Here is a 21,962-nt window from a genome sequence, read left to right as displayed (position 1 = left end):
TCCCGTGACCAATGCTGCGAGGAACACTTCCGTGATCTCTTCCCTGCTCGTCGCCAACCGTGGCGAGATCGCCCGCCGCGTCTTCCGCACCTGCCGGGAACTGGGCATCGCCACCGTCGCCGTGCACTCCGACGCGGACGCCGGTGCGCCGCACGTCAAGGAGGCCGACGCGGCCGTCCGCCTCCCGGGCGACGCGCCCGCCGACACCTACCTGCGCGGCGACCTCATCGTGAAGGCCGCGCTGGACGCCGGCGCCGACGCGGTCCACCCCGGGTACGGCTTCCTCTCCGAGAACGCGGAGTTCGCGGCGGCCGTCGCCGACGCGGGTCTGACCTGGGTCGGGCCGCCGCCCGCCGCGATCGAGGCGATGGCGTCCAAGACCCGGGCCAAGGAGCTGATGGGCATCGCCCCGCTCGCCGAGGTCACCGAGGACGACCTGCCGGTCCTGGTGAAGGCGGCCGCGGGCGGCGGCGGCCGCGGCATGCGCGTCGTACGGGAAATCGCCGAGCTGGAAGGCGAGTTGACGGCGGCGCAGGCCGAGGCCGCGAGCGCCTTCGGGGACGGCGAGGTCTTCGTCGAGCCGTACGTCGAGAACGGGCGCCACGTCGAGGTGCAGGTCCTCGCCGACGCGCACGGCACCGTGTGGACCCTCGGCACCCGCGACTGCTCCCTCCAGCGCCGCCACCAGAAGGTCATCGAGGAAGCCCCGGCACCCGGCCTCACGCCCGAACTGACCGAGAAGCTCCACGACATGGCCGTACGGGCGGCGCGCGCGACCGACTACCGCGGCGCGGGCACCGTCGAGTTCCTCGTCGTCGGCGACACCGCGCACTTCCTGGAGATGAACACCCGGCTCCAGGTCGAACACCCGGTGACCGAGGAGATCTTCGGCATCGACCTGGTCGCGCTGCAGCTCCGGATCGCCGAGGGCGAGGCGCTGCCCGCGGCGCCCCCGGAGCCGCGCGGCCACGCCGTCGAGGCCCGCCTGTACGCCGAGGACCCGGCCGCCGGCTGGGCCCCGCAGACCGGCACCCTGCACCGCCTCGACGTCCCCGGCGTCCGCCTGGACTCCGGCTGCGCCGACGGCGACACCATCGGCATCCACTACGACCCCATGCTCGCCAAGGCCGTCGCCTGGGCCCCCACCCGGGACGCGGCCGTGCGCAAGCTGGCGGGCGCCCTGGCCCGGGCCCGCATCCACGGCCCGGTCACCAACCGCGACCTGCTGGTGCGGTCGCTGCGCCACCCGGAGTTCACGTCCGCCGCGATGGACACCGGCTTCTACGACCGCCACCTGTCCGGCCTCACGGCCGCAGCGCCCGATCCGTACGCACCGCTGGCCGCCGCCCTCGCCGACGCGCACGGCCGCTCCCGCTTCGGCGGCTGGCGCAACGTGTACGCGCAGCCGCAGATCAAGCGGTACCGCACCGCGGACGGCGCGGAGCACGAGGTGCGCTACCGGCACACCCGCTGCGGCCTCGCGGCCGACGGCGTGCGGGTCGTGGCCGTCGCGCCCGGCCGCGTGGTCCTGGAGACCGACGGGGTGCGCCGCACGTACGAGGTGGCCGTCCACGGCGACCGGGTGTACGTCGACTCCCCGCTCGGCGCCACCGCCCTCACCGCACTGCCCCGCTTCCCCGACCCCACGGCCCGGCAGGAGCCCGGCTCCCTCCTCGCGCCCATGCCCGGCACGGTGGTCCGCGTGGCCGACGGGGTCACCGAGGGGGCCGCCGTCGAGGCCGGCCAGCCGCTGCTGTGGCTGGAGGCCATGAAGATGGAGCACAGGATCACCGCTCCCGTGACCGGGACGCTCACGGCCCTGCACGCCGAAGCGGGCCGGCAGGTCGAGGTGGGCACCCTCCTGGCCGTCGTCTCCGACTGACCGACACCCCTCGAAGGAGCACCCATGAGCCTGATCGAAACCGAAGAGCAGCAGGCCCTCCGCTCGGCCGTCGCGGCCCTCGGCTCACGCTACGGACGCGCGTACTTCACCCAGGTCGTCGCCGACGGCAAGCACACCGACGAGCTGTGGGCCGAGGCGGCCAAACTCGGGTACCTGGGCGTCAACCTGCCCGAGGAGTACGGCGGCGGGGGCGGCGGCATCACCGAGCTGGCCCTCGTCCTCGAAGAGCTGGGCGCGGCCGGCTGCCCCCTGCTGATGCTCGTCGTCTCGCCCGCCATCTGCGGCACCGTCATCGCCCGCTTCGGCACCGAGGAGCAGAAGCGGCAGTGGCTCCCGGGCCTCGCCGACGGCTCCCACAAGATGGCGTTCGGGATCACCGAGCCCGACGCCGGCTCCAACTCGCACCGCATCACCACCACGGCCCGCCGCGACCCGGAGACCGGCGGCTGGATACTCAACGGCCGCAAGGTCTTCGTCTCCGGCGTCGACATCGCCGAGGCCACCCTGATCGTCGGCCGCACCGAGGACGCGAAGACCGGCAAGCTCAAGCCCTGTCTCTTCATCGTGCCCCGCGACACCCCCGGCTTCTCCCGCAGCCCCATCACCATGGAACTCGCAGCCCCGGAAAAGCAGTTCGAGCTGGTTCTGGACGACGTACGGCTGCCCGCCGACGCGCTGGTCGGCGACGAGGACGCCGGGCTCCTCCAGCTCTTCGCCGGGCTCAACCCCGAGCGCATCATGACCGCCGCCTTCGCGCTCGGCATGGCCCGCTACGCGCTCGGCCGGGCCGTGGAGTACGCCCGCGACCGGCAGGTCTGGAAGGTGCCCGTCGGCGCCCACCAGGCCATCGCGCACCCGCTCGCGCAGTGCCACATCGACATCGAGCTGGCCCGGCTGATGATGCTCAAGGCGGCCCGCCTCTACGACAGCGGCGACGACATGGGCGCGGGCGAGGCCGCCAACATGGCGAAGTACGCGGCGGGGGAGGCCGCGGTCAGGACGGTCGACCAGGCCGTGCACACCCTCGGCGGCAACGGCCTCACCGCCGAGTACGGCCTCGCCTCCATGGTCACGGCGGCGCGGGTGGCCCGGATCGCCCCGGTCAGCCGCGAGATGATCCTCAACTTCGTCTCCCACCAGTCCCTGGGGCTCCCCAAGTCCTACTGAGGCCCGTCATGCTGCGGAGCACCGGCCGGCTCCGCAGCCGCGGCAGCCGGCCGCCGGTCACCGTCCACCGAGCGAAGGGCAGTTGAGTCCATGGTCTTCCGCAGCGAGTACCCCGGTGTCGCCCCCCTCGACCTGCCAGTCCACGAAGCCGTACTGGGCAGCTCGGTCCCCGCGCACGGCGACCGCACGGCCCTGATCGACGGCCTGACCGGCGCCACCCTCAGCTACGCCGAACTGGACGCACGCACCCGCCGGCTGGCCGCCGCCTTCGCCGCTGCGGGCGTCGGCAAGGGCGACGTCCTCGCCCTGCACAGCCCGAACTCCCTCGCCTATCCCGTCGTCTGCTACGCCGTGTCCCGCTGCGGCGCCGCCGTGACCCCCGTCCATCCGCTCGCCACCGCCGACGAGATGGCCAAGCAGCTGCGCGACTCGGGCGCCCGCTGGCTGGTGACCGTCGCCGCGCTGCTGCCCACCGCCCGTACGGCCGCCGAGAAGTGCGGCGGCATCACGGAGGTGTTCGTCTGCGACCGCGCCGCCGGCCATCGCTCCCTGCCGGAACTGCTGGCCACCGAGGCCCCCGAACCGCAGGTCACCCTCGACCCCGCCGAGGACCTGGCGTGCCTGCCGTACTCGTCCGGCACCACCGGCGCGCCCAAGGGCGTGATGCTCACCCACCGCAACATCGCCACCAACCTCGTCCAGCTCGACGGCGTCCTCAGCGCGGGCCCCGGCGACCGGGTCCTCGCCGTCCTCCCGATGTTCCACATCTACGGCTACACGGCCCTGATGAACGCCCCGCTCCGCACGGGCGCCACCGTCGTCGTCCTGCCCCGCTTCGACCTCGACAGCTTCCTCGGCGCCATCGAGACGTACCGGGTCAACGCCGTCTACGTGGCCCCGCCGATCGTGCTGGCGCTCGCCAAGCACCCGGCCGTCGAGGGCAGAGACCTCTCCTCGCTGGAGTACCTGCTCAGCGCCGCTGCGCCGCTGGACGCCCGGCTGGCCGCCGCCTGCGCCGCGCGGCTGAAGCTGCCGCCGCTGCTCCAGGCGTACGGCATGACCGAGCTGTCGCCCGGCACCCACGTCGTCCCGCGGGACGCCCGTGACGCGCCGCCCGGCACGGTCGGCAAGCTCCTGCCGGGGACCGAGATGCGCATCCTCGGCCTGGACGGCGGCGGCGACCTCGGCCCGGACGCCACCGGCGAGATCCTCATCCGCGGCCCGCAGGTCATGAAGGGCTACCTGGGCCGCCCCGAGGACACCGACGCCATGATCGACGACGAGGGGTGGCTGCACACCGGCGACATCGGGTACTGCGACGCCGACGGCTGGCTGTACGTCGTCGACCGCGTGAAGGAGCTGATCAAGTACAAGGGCTACCAGGTGGCCCCGGCCGACCTGGAAGCCGTCCTCCTCCAGCACGAGGACGTCGCCGACGCGGCCGTCATCGGCGTGACCGACGCCGACGGCAACGAGATCCCCAAGGCCTACGTCGTGCCGCGACCGGGGGCCCCGCTCACCGAGCGGGAGATCATCGCGTACGTTGCGGACCGGGTGGCCCCCTACAAGAAGATCCGGCGGGTGGAGTTCACGGACGCCGTACCGCGCGCCGCCACCGGCAAGATCCTGCGGCGCGAACTCCGCGCCCGGGAAAGGAGCTCGCAGGACTCATGACCGACGCACCCGAGACCCCCCTCGTGCCGCGGGCGCACGCGCGCGGCATCAGCACGCTCACCCTGGACTCGCCGGCCAACCGCAACGCGCTCTCCGCCCGCCTGGTCGCCGAACTGCGCCAGGGGCTCGCGGACGCCGCCGCCGACCCCGGCACCCGGGCCGTCGTCCTCACCCACACCGGCACCACCTTCTGCGCGGGCGCCGACCTGTCCGAGGCGACGTCCGGCGCGGCCGAGGAGGGACCGCTCGGGCTGGCCCGGCTGCTCCGCGAGATCGTCGAACTGCCCGTCCCCGTCGTCGCCCGGGTCACCGGGCACGTACGGGCCGGCGGCCTCGGCCTGCTCGCCGCCTGCGACATCTCGGTGGCCGGGCCCGGCGCGACCTTCGCGTTCACCGAGGCCCGGCTCGGCCTCGCCCCGGCCGTCATCTCGCTGCCCGTACTGCCGCGCATGGACGCCCGCGCCGCGGCCCGCTACTACCTCACCGGCGAGCGCTTCGACGCGGCCGAGGCGGCCCGCACGGGACTGGTGACGCTGGCAGCCGAGGACGTGGACGCGGCGCTGGAACCGGTACTGGAGGGGCTGCGCAAGGGCTCACCGCAGGGCCTGGCCGAGTCCAAGAAGCTGACCTCGGCCGCCGTGCTGCGCACCTTCGACCGGGACACCGACGCGCTCGCCGAGCAGTCCGTGCGGCTCTTCTCCTCCGAGGAGGCCCGCGAGGGCATGACCGCCTTCCTGGAGCGCCGGGAGCCGTCATGGGCACGGTGACCCGCGCGCCCAAGGAGCCCCAGCAGGACCGCAGCCGCGCCACCCGCCGCCGGCTCCTCGAAGCGGCCGTCTCCTGCCTCGCCGAGCTGGGCTGGGCGGGCTCCACGGTCTCCGTCGTCGCCGAGCGCGCCGGCGTCTCGCGAGGCGCGGCACAGCACCACTTCCCCACCCGCGAGGACCTGTTCACCGCGGCCGTCGAGTACGTGGCGGAGGAGCGCTCGCAGGCGCTGCGCGCCCTCTTTCCCGCCTCGGCGCCCGCCGACCGCCGGGCGGTGGTCACGGCCGTCGTCGACCTCTACACCGGCCCGCTCTTCCGCGCGGCGCTGCACCTGTGGGTCGCCGCGGCCAACGAGGAGCAGCTGCACGGCCGGGTCACCGAGCTGGAGGCCAGGGTCGGCCGCGAGTCGCACCGCATCGCCGTGGAACTGCTCGGCGCCGACGAGAGCGTTCCCGGCGTCCGCGAGACCGTACAGGGCCTGCTGGACATGGCACGGGGGCTCGGCCTCGCCACCCTGCTCAGCGACGACACGGCCCGCCGCGAGCGGGTCGTCGCGCAGTGGGCGCGGCTGCTGGACGAGGCGCTGGACGCATGAGGACGGGCGCCCTGCCGGGGCGCCCGTCCCTGAACCGTGCGCTGTGCCGCGCGCCCGTCAGCGGGCCGCGATGTCCTCGTAGCCCGAGATGTCGCGCGGGCTGCGGGCGCCCGGGCCCACGTACCGCGCGGACGGCCGCACCAGCCGGCCCGTGCGCTTCTGCTCCAGGATGTGCGCGCTCCACCCGGCGGTGCGGGCGCAGGTGAACATCGAGGTGAACATGTGCGCCGGGACCTCGGCGAAGTCCAGCGTGATCGCCGCCCAGAACTCCACGTTGGTGGCCAGCACCCGGTCCGGACGGCGGTTGTGCAGCTCCTCCAGCGCCGCCTTCTCCAGCGCCTCGGCGACCTCGTAGCGGGGCGCGCCCAGCTCCTTGGCCGTCCGCCGCAGCACGCGGGCGCGCGGGTCCTCCGCGCGGTACACGCGGTGCCCGAAGCCCATCAGCCGCTCGCCGCGGTCCAGCGCCTTCTTCACGTACGCGGTCGCGTCACCGGTGCGCTCGATCTCCTCGATCATGCCCAGCACGCGGGACGGCGCGCCGCCGTGCAGCGGACCCGACATCGCGCCCACCGCACCCGAGAGCGCGGCGGCCACGTCGGCACCCGTGGAGGCGATGACGCGGGCGGTGAAGGTCGAGGCGTTCATGCCGTGCTCGGCGGCCGACGTCCAGTACGCGTCGACGGCCTTCACGTGCTTGGGGTCGGGCTCGCCCCGCCAGCGCTTCATGAAGCGCTCGACGATGGTGTCCGCCTTGTCGATCTCCTTCTGCGGCACCATCGGCAGGCCCTGGCCGCGCGCCGACTGGGCGACGTAGGACAGCGCCATGACGGCGGCGCGCGCCAGGTTGTCGCGCGCCTCGGCCTCGTCGATGTCCAGCAGCGGTTTCAGGCCCCACACCGGGGCGAGCATGGCGAGCGCGGACTGCACGTCCACGCGGATGTCGCCGGAGTGCACCGGGATGGGGAACGGCTCGGCGGGCGGCAGGCCGGGGTTGAAGGCACCGTCGACCAGCAGGCCCCATACGTTCCCGAACGACACGTGGCCGACCAGGTCTTCGATGTCGACGCCGCGGTACCGCAGCGAGCCGCCTTCCTTGTCCGGTTCGGCGATCTCCGTCTCGAACGCGACGACTCCTTCGAGCCCGGGTACGAAGTCGGACATGCTGCTCCTCAAGCTAAGGACGGCGAGGCGGCTCGTGGCCACGCTGCCGTGCGGTCGGGGCCGTGCGGTCACGTGTGATGCGGTCTCGGTACTCCTTGCCTGGACTGCTCGCGCTCGCCCGGCGGTCCCCGCATTCCGGTCGGACCGCGGGCGGTGACGATGCGTCACCCGTTCGTTCCGGCACTTCGGGGCGGACACCATATCTCCGGATGTCCGGAGCCCACAGCGTCCCAGCAGATGATTTTGGTGGGTTCCGCACGTGCGGGGAAGCGTGACATCCGGCACACTGTGCGATTTGCTGACGCGAGGGTTACGCGCCGCTGAAGACGGGCAGACTGCCCGGCCACGAGTGGCGCACGAGCACTCCGCCGACCGCCCCCGCGGCCCGCCGGATGCTGCAAGATATGCCCGTGCACCCTGCCGACGCAGCCCACCCCGACCCCGCCTCGATGCGTGCCCAGTACCGCGCGCACGGCCTCGCAGAGGAAGATCTGGCGGGCACTCCGTACGAACAGTTCGCGCGCTGGTTCAAGGAAGCGGCCGCGAGCGGCATACACGAACCCAACGCCATGGTCGTCTCCACCGTCGGCGAGGACGGGCGGCCCAGCTCCCGCACCGTCCTGCTGAAGGCGTTCGACGACCGCGGCTTCGTCTTCTTCACCAACTACGCCAGCCGCAAGGGCCGTGAACTGGGGCGGAATCCGGCCGTCTCGCTGCTCTTCCCCTGGCACCCGCTCGCCCGCCAGGTCATCGTCGGGGGCATGGCGGAGCGCATCGGCCGCGACGAGACCGCCGCGTACTTCCGCACCCGCCCGCACGGCTCGCAGCTGGGCGCCTGGGCCAGCGAGCAGTCCTCGGTGGTCGGCTCGCGGGAGGAGCTGGAGCGGGCACATGCCGAGCTCGCGGCCCGCTACCCCGAGGGCGAGCAGGTGCCGGCGCCGCCGCACTGGGGCGGCTACCGGGTCGCCGCCGAGAGCGTGGAGTTCTGGCAGGGGCGCGAGAACCGCCTGCACGACCGCCTGCGGTACGTCCGCACGCCGGGCGGCGGCTGGACCGTGGAGCGCCTGGCTCCCTGAGGAGGGCCGTACACGCAGACGACCCGCGGGCCATTTCCCCGGCGCCGGGAGCGCCGGGGGCCGGTCGGACGAACCGGCGGCCCGCGGGTCGGGTGACTGCTTGGGATTGGCCGGCTGCGCACAGCTCTCGTGCGCTGGTCCGGCGCTGCACTGAGTGAAGCGACGGGCCGCTAGCCCGCAGCCACCTCACGCGTCCGGTGTGCATACATCTGCCGAACCACCTCCCTTCTCGTGTGCTCCACACACTAGGAACCCGCCCGGCCCGCCACAACCGAATTTCCGGCGGGCACGGATTTCCCGGAATGGGGTGTGGGCTGTGTCACGTTCCAGTTGAATGATCCGACGTGCAGCACGTGCAGCCGCGTCCAGCAGGGGGTGCCAGTGACTGCTTCGTCCCGCCACTTCAACGCCGCGCTGCCCGGAGAACCGGGCCGCCCGGACCAGAGCCACGGCCAGGAGGCGGACCAGGGCATGAGCCCGCCCGACAGCGAGGACTCCGGGCTGCTCGCGGCACTCCTGGACGGCATGGACGCCGCCCTGTGCGCCTTCGACGCCGACGGCACCGTCACGCACTGGAACCGTGAGGCCGAACGCATCCTCGGCTGGACCGCCGCCGAGGCGGTCGGCCGCGCGGGGCTGGCCGGCTGGGCCGTGCGCGCCGAGGACGCCGACGAGGTGCACACGGCCCTGATGGCCGCCATGACCTCACCGGGCCGCCAGGTGCACGAGTTCGCGCTGCTCACCAAGGAGGGCGGCCGCGTCCTCGTGCGCACCCAGTCCTCCGCCGTCACCGGCCCCGACGGCGCGCCCGCCGGGGTGTACTGCGCCTTCAGCGAGGTGCACACCCAGATCGACCTGGAGCGCTCCATCGCGCTCAGCGAGGCGCTCTTCGACGACGCCTCCTGGGGCGTGGTCCTCGTCGACGCCGACCTCCGCCCCGCCGTCGTCAACACCCACGCGGCGCGCGCCCTGGGCCTGGGGCGCACCCACGTCCTCGGGCGCCCGCTGGGTGACCTGCTCGCGCAGGGCGTCGAGGAGCTGGAGGCCGCCCTCCAGCACGTCCTCGCCGAGGGCGCGCCCCCGGCCGCCACCGAGCTGTGGGTGACGCTGCGCTCGGAGGAGGCGGAGGAGCCGCGCCGGTGCTGGCGCAGCGGCTTCCTGCGGCTGGCGTCCCCGCTCGCCGAGGAGCCCGTACCGCTCGGCGTCGGCTGGCTCTTCCAGGACATCACCGACATCAAGCGCGGCGAACAGGACAGCTCGCTCCAGCGGTTCCGCGCCCACCAGCTGCACCGCGCGGGCCGTGCCGCCGCCGAGTGCGAGGACCCGATGGAGGCGGCCGCCGTCCAGCTGGACTTCGCGCTGGCCGGCTTCGCCGACCACGGCCTGGTCGACCTGGCGGGGCCGCCCGCGCCCGCCGGCCGGCCGCCCGCCGGCATGGACACCGCCACGCCCATCGAGGACGCGGACCCCGAGCCGTCCGACGACGCGGCCGACCCCGTCCCGCGGCTGGTCCGGGCCCTCGCCTCGCCCACGGGCGCGCCCGGCCCCTCGCAGCCGGTCGCGGTCACCGGCATTCCGCTGGCGTACGTACCGGGCCACCCGGCCGTCCAGGCGTACCGGCGCCGGGGCTCGGTCCGGGCCAGCGCGGGCCTCGCGGCCTCGCCGGAGGGCTGGGCGGCGGCACGCAAGTGGCCCGAGGGCACGGTGCACGGCCTGTGCGTGGTGCTGCGCAGCCGGGGCCGGACGGTGGGCGTGGCCACGTTCCTGCGCGGCGCCTCCCGCCGCCCGTTCGACCGCGCGGACGCCACGTACGCCGAGGACGTCGCATCCCGCATCGCCGCCTCCCTGGACCTGGCGGACGTCCTGGGGAAGAGATGAGGCGGCCGGGGCGCGGAGGCCGGGAGCGCGCCCCACGGGGCGCCCGCGCTTCCGGCCGACGGGGCGCCGGGCTCCGCGCCCGCGCTTTGGGCCGACGGGGCGCCCGGCTCCGGGCCCGCGTGCTCTCGGCGCCGGCAGCGGCCTCAGTGCCGGTAGAAGATCCGGTCCGCGTACTCCCGCATGACCCGGCCGTTCCAGTCGTGGCCGCCGTCGACGTTGCCGGAGCGCAGCAGCGGCGGGTCGATGCCGCGCTCGGCGAGCGCACCGGCCGCGGTCGCCACGACCGCCTGCATGACCGCGCTGGTGACGACCGTGGAGGCGGGCGCGAACGGCGCCTCGATGCCCGGCGCCGTCAGCTCCGCGTCCCCGACCGGGATGCGGCTGTCCAGCACGATGTCGCAGTGGTCCTTGAGGTACGTGCCCGAGACGTGCCGCGACTTGGTGCCGTCCGCGTACGCGACCGAGGTCAGCCCGATCACCTTCAGGCCGAGCGCACGGGCGTTCATCGCCATCTCCACGGGCAGCGCGTTCCGCCCCGACAGCGAGATGATCACCAGGACGTCACCGGCCCGCGCCGGGCTGGTGTCCAGGACGGCGGCGGCCAGCCCGTCCACCCGCTCCAGCGCGCTGCCCAGCGTCGCCGGCATCACGTCGACGCCCACCACGCCCGGCACGGCCAGCAGGTTCATCACCGCCAGCCCGCCCGCGCGGTAGACGGTGTCCTGGGCGGGCAGCGAGGAGTGCCCGGCGCCGAAGGCGAAGATCCGGCCGCCGGCCGCCACGGTGTCGGCGATCAGCGTCCCGGCCTCGGCGATCCGTTCCCCCTGGGTGTCGCGCACCGTCCGCAGCAGCTCGATCGCGGCGTCGAAGTACTGCCCGGCCAGGCCCTTGCTCTCGCCCATCGCGGAGCGCCCCTCTCCTCGTACGGTCCCGCCCGGCCGGTCGGAACCGGGCGGTCGCCTCCCGCCGCAGTGGTGCACGGCCGCCGCGGCGGTACCCGGTCGTACCGGTCCCGCGGTCGTGGCGCGGCTCACGTTGCGGTCTGGACCAGTGCCCTGTCAATACGGCGCCCGTGCCGTACGGCCGAAAGGTGCCGGCCGGCGGCACATGTGGCACCGTGCGTCCCTGGTCACGGGCGGTACACCGGCCCCGTGCCCGGCTCCGGCCCGCCGCCGGAGCCGCCCTCCGGCCCGCGGGCGGCACCGTTGTCGGTGGGATGCGTCAGAATTGAATCCAGGGCCACCGCACGACACAGCCGAGGGGCACGCATGTCCGGACTGATCGACACCACGGAGATGTATCTCCGCACCATCCTCGAACTGGAAGAGGAAGGTGTGGTCCCGATGCGCGCTCGCATTGCCGAGCGGCTCGACCAGAGCGGTCCGACGGTCAGCCAGACCGTGGCGCGGATGGAGCGGGACGGCCTGGTCCAGGTCGCGGGCGACCGCCACCTGGAGCTGACCGAGGAGGGCCGCCGCCTGGCGACCCGCGTGATGCGCAAGCACCGGCTCGCCGAGTGCCTGCTCGTCGACGTGATCGGCCTGGAGTGGGAGCAGGTGCACGCCGAGGCCTGCCGCTGGGAGCACGTGATGAGCGAGGCGGTGGAGCGCCGCGTCCTGGAGCTGCTGCGGCACCCGACCGAGTCGCCGTACGGCAATCCCATCCCCGGCCTGGACGAGCTGGGCGAGAAGGCCGAGGCCGATGCGTTCCTGGACGACGGCCTGCTGAGCCTGCTGGACCTCGACCCGGGTGCCGAGGGCAAGACCGTCGTCGTGCGGCGGATCGGCGAGCCCATCCAGACAGACGCCCAGCTGATGTACACACTCCGGCGCGCCGGGGTGCAGCCGGGTGCCGTGGTGAGCGTGACGGAGTCGCCGGCCGGTGTGCTGGTGGGCAGCAGCGGCGAGGCCGCCGAGCTGGCCACCGACATCGCCCAGCACGTCTTCGTCGCCAAGCGCTGACCCCGCACGCCCCACCCGCCGGCGCCGTCCCGCCGGCCGCCGCGTCCCGGCACGGGCGCTCCGCTTCGCCGGTGTGGTGCCGCCTCCGTACTCGCTGCGCAGGCGCCCACCCGGTACGACGCTCTCCCTGACGCTCCCCGCGGCACATTCCGCTTCGCCGTCCCGCGGGGGAATTTTTCACCTTTTCGCCGCCTGTCATTGCGGCCCTGACCTGGAGCAATGGCCTGCGCCACGGCGCGCCGTTCCGCCCTGCCCGGCACGGAGTTGGCGGAATGCGAGCGGTGGCCGCGGCTCCGTGTCACGCTGGCGCTGTCGCATGCGCGCGGGCGCATGGACATGAGGCGTTGAGGACCGGGGGCCGGGCGGCGGCGGGTGCACGGGGAGCATCCGGCCGCACGCCGGCGATCCCTTGGGGAGGGGGCTCGGATGAGTCCGCGTACGGAACCGCCCGGCCGGTGGCCCATGGACAGCAGGGGCCCCGGCGCTGCGAGCAGCCGGGGCCCTGCCTCCCCATGTCCCCCCGCGAAGACCCGGAGCCCCGAGCTCTCAGGGTCTTCCCCCGCGGGCCCTCTTCCCGTCAGGGCCCGCCTCCCGCTCACACTCTTTCCCTGCGGCGGGCGGCCAATCCTTGAGCATGGTCACTCGTACGAGGGGTGTTGAGGCGCGACGGCGATACATTCGAATACGGGTTCGATAGTGTGGGGCTGCTCAAGGGACGGATGGGGGTGCCAAGCAATGGTGCGGCGCATCGACGTGACAGGTAGCGGGGGTGTACGGCTCGCGGCCTGGGAGTTCACCGACCCTCCCAAGGCCGACGGCGAGGGAGCGGAGCGGCAGTACAACGGACGCGGCCACGGCGTACTGCTCCTGCACGGCCTCATGGGACGGGCGGCGCACTGGGCGGAGACCGCCCGCTGGCTCGGCGCGCGCTACCGCCCCGTGGGTCTCGACCAGCGCGGCCACGGCCGCAGCGAGAAGCCCACCGACGGGCCGTTCGACCGCGGTACGTACGTGGACGACGCCATCGCCACGATCGAACAGCTCAAGCTCGCCCCGGTCGCGCTCATCGGTCACTCCATGGGAGCGCTCACCGCCTGGCAGCTCGCCGCCCGGCGGCCCGACCTGGTCAGCGCCCTGGTCATCTGCGACATGCGCGCCTCGGCGCTGGGCGCGGCCTCGCAGCGCGAGTGGGAGGCGTGGTTCCGCTCCTGGCCGGTCCCGTTCGCCACCCTCGCCGACGTCCGCAAGTGGTTCGGCGAGGACGACCCCACGCTGGAGCGGCCCCGCCCGGTGCGCGGCGAGTTCTTCGCCGAGGTGATGGCCGAGCGCGCGGACGGCTGGCGCCCGGTCTTCTCCCGCCGCCAGATGCTCGCCGTCCGCGAGGCCTGGGTGTACGACGCGCACTGGGAGGAGCTGGCGCTCGTCCAGTGCCCGACGCTCGTCGTCCGCGGCCTGGACGGCGAACTGGGCCGCGCCGAGGCCCAGGAGATGGTCCGCGTCCTGCCACGCGGCGCCTACGCCGAGATCGCCGACGCCGGCCATCTCCTCCCGTGGGAGCGCCCCGACGAGTGGCGCCGCTCCCTCGAGCCGTTCCTCCACGCGGCCCTGCCGAGCTGACCGCGGGCACAGGCGGATCCTTTCGGCAGCGGTCAGCGGTGAGGGCGGCGGGCGGACGAAACGATCCGGACGCGCGTGTGCCCCGGAGCCGAGGCTCCGGGGCACACGCCGTACGGCGGCCGGGCCGCGGGGCGCGGGCGGCCGACCGGGCCCGCGTCGCGGACGAGCGGGGCAGCGTCACGGATAACCGGGCCCGCATCGGGGACGACCGGGTCCCGGCCCGCGGGCGTCCGGGCCCCGGCCCGCGGGTGACCGGGTCCCGGCTCGCGGGCGAACGGGCAGTGCCGATGGGGGGTCGGGGCGGCGTCGATGGGCGTCCGGCGGGACGAGCGGGACCCGGCCCGCGGGCGTCCGGGTCCCGGCTCGCGGGTGACCGGGCAGCGCTTATGGGCGCCCCGGCTACCCCCGGCTACCCCCGGCTCACCGCCGTCAGGATCTCCGGCAGCCGGCGCAGCACAAGTGGGGCGCTGAGCCGCAGCCCCAGAAGGGCCACGCCCACCCCGTAGGCCACACCCACCGGCAGGACCAGCCACAACAGTCCGTGCAGCCCCGCCACATGGAGCCCGATGGTCAGCCCGAGCACCGGCGCGCAGAGCAGCGCGCCCACCAACATCCCGCCGAAGATGCTGATCCAGGCCAGCCCGGCCTGCCCCGGCGCGACGTTCTTGTTGCCCTCGGACGGAACCGAGTACGGGAAGCGCGCGGACGCGAACGCGCCGGTGGCGACCAGCGCACCCAGCAGCGCGAGCGCGAGCCCGTACGCCTCCGGGAACACCTCCCAGTCACCGAGGAACGCCGCGGCACCGACCACCACCAGCGACACGTACGGCACGGCGACCAGGCACAGCGCCAGCGCCCGCGCGCGCAGCTCCACGTACGCGTCGCGCCGCGTGGAGATCGTCGAGGCCACCATCCAGAACGCCGAGGTGTCCTGGCCGAACTGGTTGTACATCTGCATCCCGAGCAGCCCCGACGCCCAGCACGCCGTGTAGACACTGCCGTTGCCCTGTACGACCGACACGACGGGAACGAGCAGCCCGACGCCGAGCCCCGTCGCCCAGCCCATCTTCGTCTTCGGGTCCCGCCAGGCGTAGCGCAGCGTGCGCTGCATGACCGTCCCCGTACGGCCGCCCGGCAGCAGCCGCGACCAGCCGCCGCCCGCCCGGTCACCGCGCCGGCGGCCGCTGTCCTGCTCGGCGGCCTGCAGGGTGGAGGAGTCGGGTGCGGTCATGACCCGGGTGAGGGTGCGGACCCACCACCACAGGAGGAGCACCAGCGCGAGCGCGGAGAGCGCGAGCCCGAGCGCGGCACGCCCGTACGCCCCCTCGCTCGTCGCGGCCACGGCGTCCACGGCGGAGGCCGGCGGAATCCAGCGCAGTACGTCGGACACCGGCTCCAGCACCGTCAGGCTGTGCGCCTGGGAGAGCTTCGTCGCGCCGATGTTGATGCCCTGCGCGCCGAGCGCGACGAACAGGCCGCTGAGGACGGCGAGGTCACGGCCGCGGCGGCTGGAGAGCAGCCGGACGTTCGCGGTGGCGATGGCGCGGGCGAGCGCCGCGCACACCAGCAGGACCAGTACCGTCGCGACGACGCCGACGACCGCGGCCGCCGCGCCGTGCGCCACGGCGACCACGGAACCGGCCGCCAGCACGAGGGTGAAGACCGGCCCGACGCCGATGAGCGAGGCGACCAGCAGCGAAACGATCATCGGCCGGGGCCGCAGCGGCAGCATGACCAGCCGCGTCGGGTCCAGCGTCTCGTCACCGCTGGGGAAGAACAGCGGCATCGCCGCCCAGCCGAGGGTGAGGAGCGCGGTGAGCAGCACGGCCAGCGTCGGGGCTCCGGGCACGCCGCGCAGCAGGATCAGCCCCAGCAGCAGGCCGGCCGCGATCACCAGGGTGATGACGATGGAGGCGATATACGCGGCGGTGCGGCCGGCCGACTGTCGCAGCCCGTTCTTGAGCAGCGACAGCTTCAGCCGTACGAAGAGGGGGGTGAGGGCGGGCGCCGGTCTCGTGGCCGACGGCCGGCTCACCGGCTGGACCTGCGTGCTCATCGGGCGCCGCCCCCGCCCAGCCAGTCCAGGTTCTGACCGGCCCGGGTGCGGCCCGCGCCGACCAGTTCGAGGAACGCGTCCTGGAGCGTGGCCGCGTCACCGCGTACCTCGGCGATCGGCCCGTCCGCGCGGATCTTGCCGCCCGCCATCACGGCCACCCAGTCGCACAGCGACTCGACCAGCTCCATGACGTGGCTGGAGAAGACGACGGTCGCGCCGGACCGGGTGTAACGCTCCAGCACGCCGCGGATGGTCTGCGCGGAGACCGGGTCCACCCCTTCGAAGGGCTCGTCGAGGAAGAGGATCTCCGGGTTGTGCAGCAGCGCGGCCGCCAGACCGATCTTCTTCCGCATGCCGGTGGAGTAGTCGACGACCAGCTTGTTGCGGGCCCCGGAGAGGTCGAGGACCTCCAGCAGCTGACCGGCCCGCTTGTCCACCTCGTCGCCGGGCAGCCCCCGCAGCCGTCCGATGTACGAGAGGAGTTCGGCTCCGGAGAGCCGCTCGAAGAGCCGCAGCCCTTCGGGCAGTACGCCGATCCTGGACTTCACGGCGACCGGGTCCTGCCAGACGTCGTGCCCGCCGATCTCCACCTGTCCCGCGTCCGGTCGCAGCAGCCCCGTGACCATCGACAGCGTGGTCGTCTTGCCCGCCCCGTTCGGGCCCACGAGCCCGATGAACCGCCCGGCGGGCAGCGTCAGATCGATGCCCGCGACGGCGGTGTGATCTCCATACTTCTTCCAGAGGCTGTGGATACGCACAGCCGCCGGAGCGGCAGCTGTGCCAGTCTCTTCCACAGCACCCGAACCTTCGGTCGTCACCGGTTCCCCTGTCCATAGACGTCATGGCAGGAACTGGTCACGCCCCCGCCACGCCCCACGATATGCGCCGGGCGGGGGCAGGGCACGGGCCGATTGGGGGCGAGGGTGGTGGCGTCCGACGACTGGCCGCCAAGGAAAATCCGGGGGAGGGGGAGGGGCCCCGGAGGGGGCTTTTGCGGAAAGCGGCGCCTCGGCCCCCGCCCGCGCCCCCGGCCCCCGCCCGCGCCCCCCGTCCCTGGCCCCCGGCCCCCGCCCGCGCCCCCCGTCCCTGGCCCCCGGCCCCCGGCCCCCCGCCTCCGGCCCCCGTCCCTGGACCCCGCCCCCGTTCCCAGCCCCGCCCCCCGGCCCCAGCCCCCCGCCCCGTCCCTCAGGACATCCGCAGCATCGCCGCCTCGCGGCCGCAGGCGTAGGCGAGGGGGCTGAGGAGGTCTTCGGTGTCGGGGAGCCAGCGGTTGGCGGGGGTGGGGGGTACGGCCCACTGGACGGGGGCGTAGCGGCCGGTGCGGGTGGGCGGGGCGGGGAGGTAGGTGCCCTCGCCGTGGAGGCGGAGGCCGATGCCGGCGGGGGAGGACCAGCCCAGCTTCCGTACGAGGTCGGGGACCTTGGTGGCGGCTCCCGGGAGAACGAGGAAGAGCATCCGGCGGTCCGGGGTGCGGATGACCGGGCCGAGCGGCAGGCCGCGCCGCTCCAGACGGGCCAGTGCCAGGCAGCCCGCGGTCTCCGGTACGTCCAGCGCGTCGAAGGTGCGCCCGGTCGGGAGGAGGATCGACGCGCGCGGGTGTTCCGTCCACAGGGTGTGGATGACGGAGGCGCTGCCGGTCGCGGCCGTGGTCCAGTCCGTCGCGAGGGGGTGGGCGCCGGGCGTGCGGCAGTCACGCGCGCCGCACGAGCAGTACGTCGTCGCACCGTCGTCTTCCAGCCATGCGCCGGGGAGTACGTCCCAATGGCGTTCCGCCGCGTAACGCACCGCAATGTCGAGCAGCCGCTCACCGCGCTGCTGGGGGACCTGTGGGGTTCCTGTGACTCCGCTGCTCTGTTCCACGAACGGCACAACTTCCGCTGTCACCAAGGGTTACGGCCATCCCGTGGCACGGCCCGGCGCAACGTTCTTGCATGTGGGGCGCATGGATGCACGGGCGGGGGCGCGTACGAGGCCGTGCGGTGGAGGCTGGGTAGCCACTTGCGTGAGGGCGGAGAGGCCGCCCGGCGGCGGGCCGTGTGCCCCGCGGGCGTTCCGAAGGGCGCGCCCCGGTGCGGTACGCCGCGTGGACCAGAAGGCGGACGCCGTGCGCCTTCCCGTATGCGCTCATATCGAACAGCACAACGGGCAATTGGCAGCAGGTCGAAGGCATGACGGAGAGCACTGATACCGCTGATACCGCAGATATGCCGGTTAACGGCGATATCAGCGGTATCGCGGATATCGCGGGTATGGGCGGGAAATGATGGACGGGGACGGCGTTCGACGGTGAACGCGCCGCAGTACACAGGGGGTACAGCATGGCCGCCAGGCCACTCGTCGCGCGGCAGCCGAACGAACGGCTGCAGGCGCTCATCCAGGAAGCTGCCTGTTCCAACGCCGGACTCGCCCGCCGCGTCAACGTGTGCGGCGCCGAGCACGGCCTGGATCTGCGCTACGACAAGACGTCCGTCGCCCGCTGGCTGCGCGGCCAGCAGCCCCGCGGCCGGGCGCCCGCCATCATCGCCGAGGCGCTGGGCCGCAAGCTGGGGCGCACGGTCACCATCGACGAGATCGGCATGGCCGACGGCAAGAACCTCGCCTCCGGCGTCGGCCTCCAGTTCTCACCCACTGTCCTCGGCGCAATAGAACAGGTCTGCGAGCTGTGGCGGAGCGACGTCGGCCGCCGGGACTTCCTCAGCGGCTCGACCGTCGCCGCCTCCGCGCTCGTCGAGCCCAGCCGCGACTGGCTCATCACCGGCGCCGACACCCAGGTCGCGCGCAACGCCGGTGCCCGGGTGGGCATGTCGGACGTCGAGGCGGTGCGCTCGATGACGAGCGCCCTCAGCGAGCTCGACCACCAGTACGGCAGCGGGCACGTCCGCCCGGTCGTCGTGCACTACCTGAACAGCGTGGTCTCCGGGCTGCTCGCCGGCTCCTACCGCGAGTCGGTCGGCCGCGAACTGTTCGCCGCCGTCGCCCGGTTGACCGAGCTCGGCGGGTACATGGCCGTCGACACCGGGCAGCCGGGGCTGGCGCAGCGGTACTACATCCAGGCGCTGCGGCTTGCCCAGGCGGCGGGCGACCGCGGGTACGGCGGTTACGTGCTCGCCGCGAGCATGAGCCACCTCGCCGCCTCGCTCGGCAACCCCCGCGAGATCGCCCAGCTCGCGCGGGCGGCGCAGGAAGGTGCGCGGGGGCACGTGACGCCGCGCGCCGAGGCGATGTTCTGCGCCGCGGAGGCGCGCGGGCACGCGCTGATGGGGGACGAGCGCGCGTTCCAGACCGTGGCCGGGCGCGCGGTGGCCGCCATGGAGCGGGCCGGTGCCGCCACGGACGCGGGCGACGATCCGGCGTGGATCGCGCACTTCGACCCCGCCTACCTCGCCGATGAACTGGCGCACTGCCACCGGGACTTGGGCCAGGCGACCGCGGCGGGCCAGCAGGCCGAGCAGGCGCTCGCCGGGCTCCCCGACAGCCGGGCGCGGCGGCGCGCCATCGGGCTGGTGCTGCTCGCGAGTGCGCAGGTGCAGCAGCGCGAGATCGAGCAGGCGTGTCATACGGGCACGCAGGCGGCCGAGTTGCTGAGCGGACTGCGCTCCTCGCGCGGCACGGAGTACCTGGAGGACTTCCAGGCGCGCCTGGAGCCGTACCGGGAGGAGGCGGTGGTCCGGGAGTTCGCCGCACGACTGGAGCTGCGGGCGGCGTGACCGCGTAAGAGGACGAACGCGCAAGAGAAGAGGAGGAGAGGGGTGGTGGGCCTCGTCCCGGGGCGGGACGGGGCCCACCGGCGTGCGGACCGCCTCCGCCTCACCGGCGTGCGGACCGTCTCCGGGCCCTCGGTGTGCGGGGCGCCTCCGGGCCCTCGGTGTGCTGTCCGTCGCACCCCTCTTTCGCTCGCCCCCCGCCCCTTGTCCGGCCTCTCCCGCCGGCCGTCCCGTTTGTCCGTCGATCCTCCGGAATCGCCGGACGGGGCCGGTGTGCGTCAAGTGGCCGGTGACCAGGGGACGTGGTCGAACGTGACTGCTACCCGGTAGCGTGAGCCGACGATTCCGTAAGAAGCAGAAGTAGGAGTCCCGGTGACGCAGAGCGGACAGGGTGGCGACTCGCAGAATGCTGCGGGCGGGCCCGCGCGCGAGGGCGTGGTGCTGCCCGCGAACGGCGGCGAGCCGTACGTGCCCGACCAGCAGTCCGCGCCCGCCGCCGGTCAGCCGTGGGGCGAGCCCTGGGGGCCGTCCCAGGCCCCGCAGCAGGGTTCCTACGGGGCCGGACAGCAGGATTCCTACGGTGCGCCGCAGCAGCCGGGCGCCTACCCGCCGCCCCAGGGACAGCCGCCGGTGCCGCCGATGCCCGCGGAGCAGCCGCAGGGCGGTACGGCGTACCCGAGCGGTCCGCAGACCTACGGCGCGCAGCCGCAGGACACGTACGGCGCCCAGCCCTCGTACGGCGCTCAACCGTCTTACGGGGCCGCACCCCAGCCTTCCTACGGGGCGCAGCCCCCGCAGGGCCAGCAGCCCCCGCAGGGCCAGCAGCCTCCGTACGGCCAGCAGCCCGCGTACGGCGCTCAGCCCTCCTACGGCGCGCAGCCCTCGTACGCCGGCCAGGCCCCGTACGGCGGTCAGGACGCCTACGGTGCGCCGGGCCCCCAGCCTTCGTACGGCGGCGCGGCCGATCAGAACGGCCAGTTCGGCCAGTTCGGTCAGAGCAGCCAGAACAACGACCACAGCCGGAACGGGCAGTCCGCCGGTTACGGCTACCCGCAGCAGCCCGCGGCTCCTGAGGAGCCCGCTGCAGAAGGTGCCGGAAACGGGACCCGTGGCGCGCTCGTGCGTGCCGAGCGGCAGCCCGCCGCGCCCCTGCCGCCCGCCGACGAGCGCGGTGCGGGCGCCCCGATGCCGCCCGCCGGTGCGCCGGGCGCCGGTCCGCTGCCGCCCGCGGCCGGGGACGCCGAGGCCACGCAGTACCTCCCGCCCATGGCCGGGGACAGCGAGGCGACCCAGCTCATACCGCCTTTCGCCCAGCAGCAGGCCCCGCAGCGGAGCCAGCAGCAGGGGCAGGACGGGAGCGCCCCGCACGGCAGACACAGAAGCCCCGGTGCCCAGCCGATGCCCCCCGCACAGGGCGGCCCCGGCCCCATGCCCGGCTCGCTGCCGCCCGAGAACAAGCGGCCCGAGTCGGACGCCGAGTCCACCACGATGCTGCGCCGCCCGGTCATGCCGAAGGCGCCCGGTTCGCCCGACGGCACCGAGGCGGCGACCCAGCTCATCCCGCCGGTCGGCGGCGGTACGCCGCAGCCCCCGCCGGGCGCGCCGTTCGCCATCCGGCCGGGGATGCCGGGCGACCGGCCGACGCCCGCCGAGTTCGACGGCCTCTTCCGTGACGGTCCGGGCAGCGCCGGTGCCGGTACCGGCGCCGGTGCCGCCGCGGAGGCCGACTCCCCGGCGTCCACCCAGCAGATGCCGCGCTTCGAGGAGCCGCCGGCGCAGGGCTTCCCGGGGCAGCAGCCGTACGGGGCGCAGCAGCCCGCACCGGGCGGGCCGCAGCCGGGCGGCTTCCCGCCGCAGGGCGGGTTCAACGCCGAGGGCCGCCAGGGCCACGGCGGCGGTGAGCGCCGCCGCAAGCTCGCGCCCGCCGCGGTCATCGGTGCCGTCGTGGTGGTCTGCGTCGGCGCCGGGCTCGGTGTCGGCTACGCGCTCAGCGGCAGCGGCGACGACGATGCGAAGAAGGACGGCGGCAAGGCGTCGGCGGGCACGGTGCAGCGGGAGAAGCCGTCGCCGACGGCGGACCCGGCCGAGGCGCAGGCCAAGGAGCTGGACGCGCTGCTCAAGGACAGCAACAACAGCCGTTCGGCGGTGATCGGCGCGGTCGGCAGCATCAAGTCCTGCAAGAAGCTCGGGGACGCGGCCAAGGACCTGCGGGACGCGGCGAAGCAGCGCAACGACCTGGTCACCCGGCTGGGCAAGCTCCCCGTCGACGACATCCCCGACCACCTCGCGCTGACCACCGCGCTCACCAACGCCTGGAAGTCCTCGGCGGCGGCCGACAACCACTACGCCACCTGGGCCGACCAGGTCGCGCACGCGGGCAAGAAGGGCTGCCACAAGGGCAAGGC

16 protein-coding genes are annotated in these 21,962 nt (G+C 74.2%); 11 read left to right on the top strand and 5 right to left on the bottom strand.

Annotated elements, in window-relative coordinates:
- Positions 1 to 31: 31 nt before the first annotated feature.
- The 5 genes from C3486_RS18130 to C3486_RS18110 all read left to right on the top strand — a co-directional run bounded on the left by C3486_RS18130 (position 32) and on the right by C3486_RS18110 (position 6,104).
- Positions 32 to 1,882 carry a biotin carboxylase N-terminal domain-containing protein gene (locus C3486_RS18130; RefSeq protein ID WP_103833762.1) on the top strand — a complete coding sequence of 617 codons (1,851 nt, stop codon included), beginning with the start codon at positions 32 to 34 and terminating at the stop codon, positions 1,880 to 1,882.
- Between the two features lie 24 nt (positions 1,883 to 1,906).
- Positions 1,907 to 3,070: an acyl-CoA dehydrogenase family protein gene (locus tag C3486_RS18125; RefSeq protein WP_103833761.1), complete on the top strand. Its 1,164-nt coding sequence runs from the start codon at positions 1,907 to 1,909 to the stop codon at positions 3,068 to 3,070.
- A gap of 90 nt (positions 3,071 to 3,160) precedes the next feature.
- Positions 3,161 to 4,744 (top strand): AMP-binding protein, encoded by a 1,584-nt coding sequence (locus tag C3486_RS18120; protein ID WP_103833760.1) that lies wholly within the window; start codon positions 3,161 to 3,163, stop codon positions 4,742 to 4,744.
- A complete protein-coding gene (locus tag C3486_RS18115; protein ID WP_103833759.1) occupies positions 4,741 to 5,511 on the top strand; it encodes an enoyl-CoA hydratase family protein in 771 nt (256 codons plus the stop codon). Before C3486_RS18120 ends, C3486_RS18115 begins: the two co-directional genes overlap by 4 nt.
- Complete coding sequence (locus C3486_RS18110) at positions 5,499 to 6,104, top strand: TetR/AcrR family transcriptional regulator (protein WP_103833758.1); 606 nt, start codon at positions 5,499 to 5,501, stop codon at positions 6,102 to 6,104. The genes C3486_RS18115 and C3486_RS18110 overlap by 13 nt, the downstream gene beginning before the upstream one ends.
- A 57-nt stretch (positions 6,105 to 6,161) precedes the next feature.
- Here C3486_RS18110 and C3486_RS18105 read toward each other — a convergent pair whose 3' ends face one another.
- Positions 6,162 to 7,265: a citrate synthase 2 gene (locus C3486_RS18105; protein WP_103833757.1), complete on the bottom strand. Its 1,104-nt coding sequence runs from the start codon at positions 7,263 to 7,265 to the stop codon at positions 6,162 to 6,164.
- Positions 7,266 to 7,657: 392 nt separating this feature from the next.
- Between C3486_RS18105 and pdxH the strand changes: the two genes are divergently transcribed.
- Together pdxH and C3486_RS18095 are read left to right on the top strand one after the other, a co-directional pair.
- Positions 7,658 to 8,341 carry a pyridoxamine 5'-phosphate oxidase gene (pdxH, locus tag C3486_RS18100; RefSeq protein ID WP_258052846.1) on the top strand — a complete coding sequence of 228 codons (684 nt, stop codon included), beginning with the start codon at positions 7,658 to 7,660 and terminating at the stop codon, positions 8,339 to 8,341.
- Positions 8,342 to 8,812: 471 nt separating this feature from the next.
- Positions 8,813 to 10,219, top strand: coding sequence for a PAS domain-containing protein (locus tag C3486_RS18095; RefSeq protein WP_103833756.1), 1,407 nt, complete (start codon positions 8,813 to 8,815; stop codon positions 10,217 to 10,219).
- A 143-nt stretch (positions 10,220 to 10,362) separates the two neighbouring features.
- Here C3486_RS18095 and C3486_RS18090 read toward each other — a convergent pair whose 3' ends face one another.
- A complete protein-coding gene (locus C3486_RS18090; RefSeq protein WP_103833755.1) occupies positions 10,363 to 11,121 on the bottom strand; it encodes an SIS domain-containing protein in 759 nt (252 codons plus the stop codon).
- A 366-nt stretch (positions 11,122 to 11,487) separates the two neighbouring features.
- Here C3486_RS18090 and C3486_RS18085 point away from each other — a divergent pair, with 366 nt between their 5' ends.
- Positions 11,488 to 12,180, top strand: coding sequence for a metal-dependent transcriptional regulator (locus tag C3486_RS18085; RefSeq protein ID WP_103833754.1), 693 nt, complete (start codon positions 11,488 to 11,490; stop codon positions 12,178 to 12,180).
- A gap of 735 nt (positions 12,181 to 12,915) precedes the next feature.
- Positions 12,916 to 13,797, top strand: a complete 882-nt coding sequence (locus C3486_RS18080; protein WP_103833753.1) for an alpha/beta fold hydrolase — start codon at positions 12,916 to 12,918, stop codon at positions 13,795 to 13,797.
- A 409-nt stretch (positions 13,798 to 14,206) separates the two neighbouring features.
- On the opposite strand, the gene C3486_RS18075 is transcribed toward C3486_RS18080, so the two are convergent.
- The 3 genes from C3486_RS18075 to C3486_RS18065 all read right to left on the bottom strand — a co-directional run bounded on the left by C3486_RS18075 (position 14,207) and on the right by C3486_RS18065 (position 17,713).
- Positions 14,207 to 15,853 carry a transporter gene (locus C3486_RS18075; protein ID WP_103833752.1) on the bottom strand — a complete coding sequence of 549 codons (1,647 nt, stop codon included), beginning with the start codon at positions 15,851 to 15,853 and terminating at the stop codon, positions 14,207 to 14,209.
- Positions 15,850 to 16,671, bottom strand: coding sequence for an ABC transporter ATP-binding protein (locus C3486_RS18070; protein WP_103833751.1), 822 nt, complete (start codon positions 16,669 to 16,671; stop codon positions 15,850 to 15,852). The genes C3486_RS18075 and C3486_RS18070 overlap by 4 nt, the downstream gene beginning before the upstream one ends.
- Before the next feature lie 367 nt (positions 16,672 to 17,038).
- A complete protein-coding gene (locus tag C3486_RS18065) occupies positions 17,039 to 17,713 on the bottom strand; it encodes a bifunctional DNA primase/polymerase (RefSeq protein WP_103833796.1) in 675 nt (224 codons plus the stop codon).
- 458 nt (positions 17,714 to 18,171) lie between these two features.
- Between C3486_RS18065 and C3486_RS18060 the strand changes: the two genes are divergently transcribed.
- Both C3486_RS18060 and C3486_RS18055 read left to right on the top strand, forming a co-directional pair.
- Positions 18,172 to 19,560 (top strand): transcriptional regulator, encoded by a 1,389-nt coding sequence (locus tag C3486_RS18060; protein ID WP_103833750.1) that lies wholly within the window; start codon positions 18,172 to 18,174, stop codon positions 19,558 to 19,560.
- A 369-nt stretch (positions 19,561 to 19,929) separates the two neighbouring features.
- Positions 19,930 to 21,962, top strand: a 2,033-nt coding sequence (locus tag C3486_RS18055) for a hypothetical protein (RefSeq protein ID WP_103833749.1), incomplete at its 3' end; no start/stop codon positions are given.

The organism is Streptomyces sp. Ru73 (assembly GCF_002920575.1).
Lineage (GTDB): Bacteria > Actinomycetota > Actinomycetes > Streptomycetales > Streptomycetaceae > Streptomyces.
This window is presented reverse-complemented; position numbering and strand designations above follow the sequence as displayed.

What these genes read in the sequence shown, in the direction of transcription:
- C3486_RS18125 (WP_103833761.1), top strand. Translation starts at nt 1,907, where the DNA reads ATGAGCCTGATCGAAACCGAAGAGCAGCAGGCCCTCCGCTCGGCCGTC.
- C3486_RS18120 (WP_103833760.1), top strand. Translation starts at nt 3,161, where the DNA reads ATGGTCTTCCGCAGCGAGTACCCCGGTGTCGCCCCCCTCGACCTGCCA.
- C3486_RS18115 (WP_103833759.1), top strand. Translation starts at nt 4,741, where the DNA reads ATGACCGACGCACCCGAGACCCCCCTCGTGCCGCGGGCGCACGCGCGC.
- C3486_RS18110 (WP_103833758.1), top strand. Translation starts at nt 5,499, where the DNA reads ATGGGCACGGTGACCCGCGCGCCCAAGGAGCCCCAGCAGGACCGCAGC.
- C3486_RS18105 (WP_103833757.1), bottom strand. Translation starts at nt 7,265, where the DNA reads ATGTCCGACTTCGTACCCGGGCTCGAAGGAGTCGTCGCGTTCGAGACG.
- pdxH (WP_258052846.1), top strand. Translation starts at nt 7,658, where the DNA reads ATGCTGCAAGATATGCCCGTGCACCCTGCCGACGCAGCCCACCCCGAC.
- C3486_RS18095 (WP_103833756.1), top strand. Translation starts at nt 8,813, where the DNA reads ATGAGCCCGCCCGACAGCGAGGACTCCGGGCTGCTCGCGGCACTCCTG.
- C3486_RS18090 (WP_103833755.1), bottom strand. Translation starts at nt 11,121, where the DNA reads ATGGGCGAGAGCAAGGGCCTGGCCGGGCAGTACTTCGACGCCGCGATC.
- C3486_RS18085 (WP_103833754.1), top strand. Translation starts at nt 11,488, where the DNA reads ATGTCCGGACTGATCGACACCACGGAGATGTATCTCCGCACCATCCTC.
- C3486_RS18080 (WP_103833753.1), top strand. Translation starts at nt 12,916, where the DNA reads ATGGTGCGGCGCATCGACGTGACAGGTAGCGGGGGTGTACGGCTCGCG.
- C3486_RS18075 (WP_103833752.1), bottom strand. Translation starts at nt 15,853, where the DNA reads ATGAGCACGCAGGTCCAGCCGGTGAGCCGGCCGTCGGCCACGAGACCG.
- C3486_RS18060 (WP_103833750.1), top strand. Translation starts at nt 18,172, where the DNA reads ATGGCCGCCAGGCCACTCGTCGCGCGGCAGCCGAACGAACGGCTGCAG.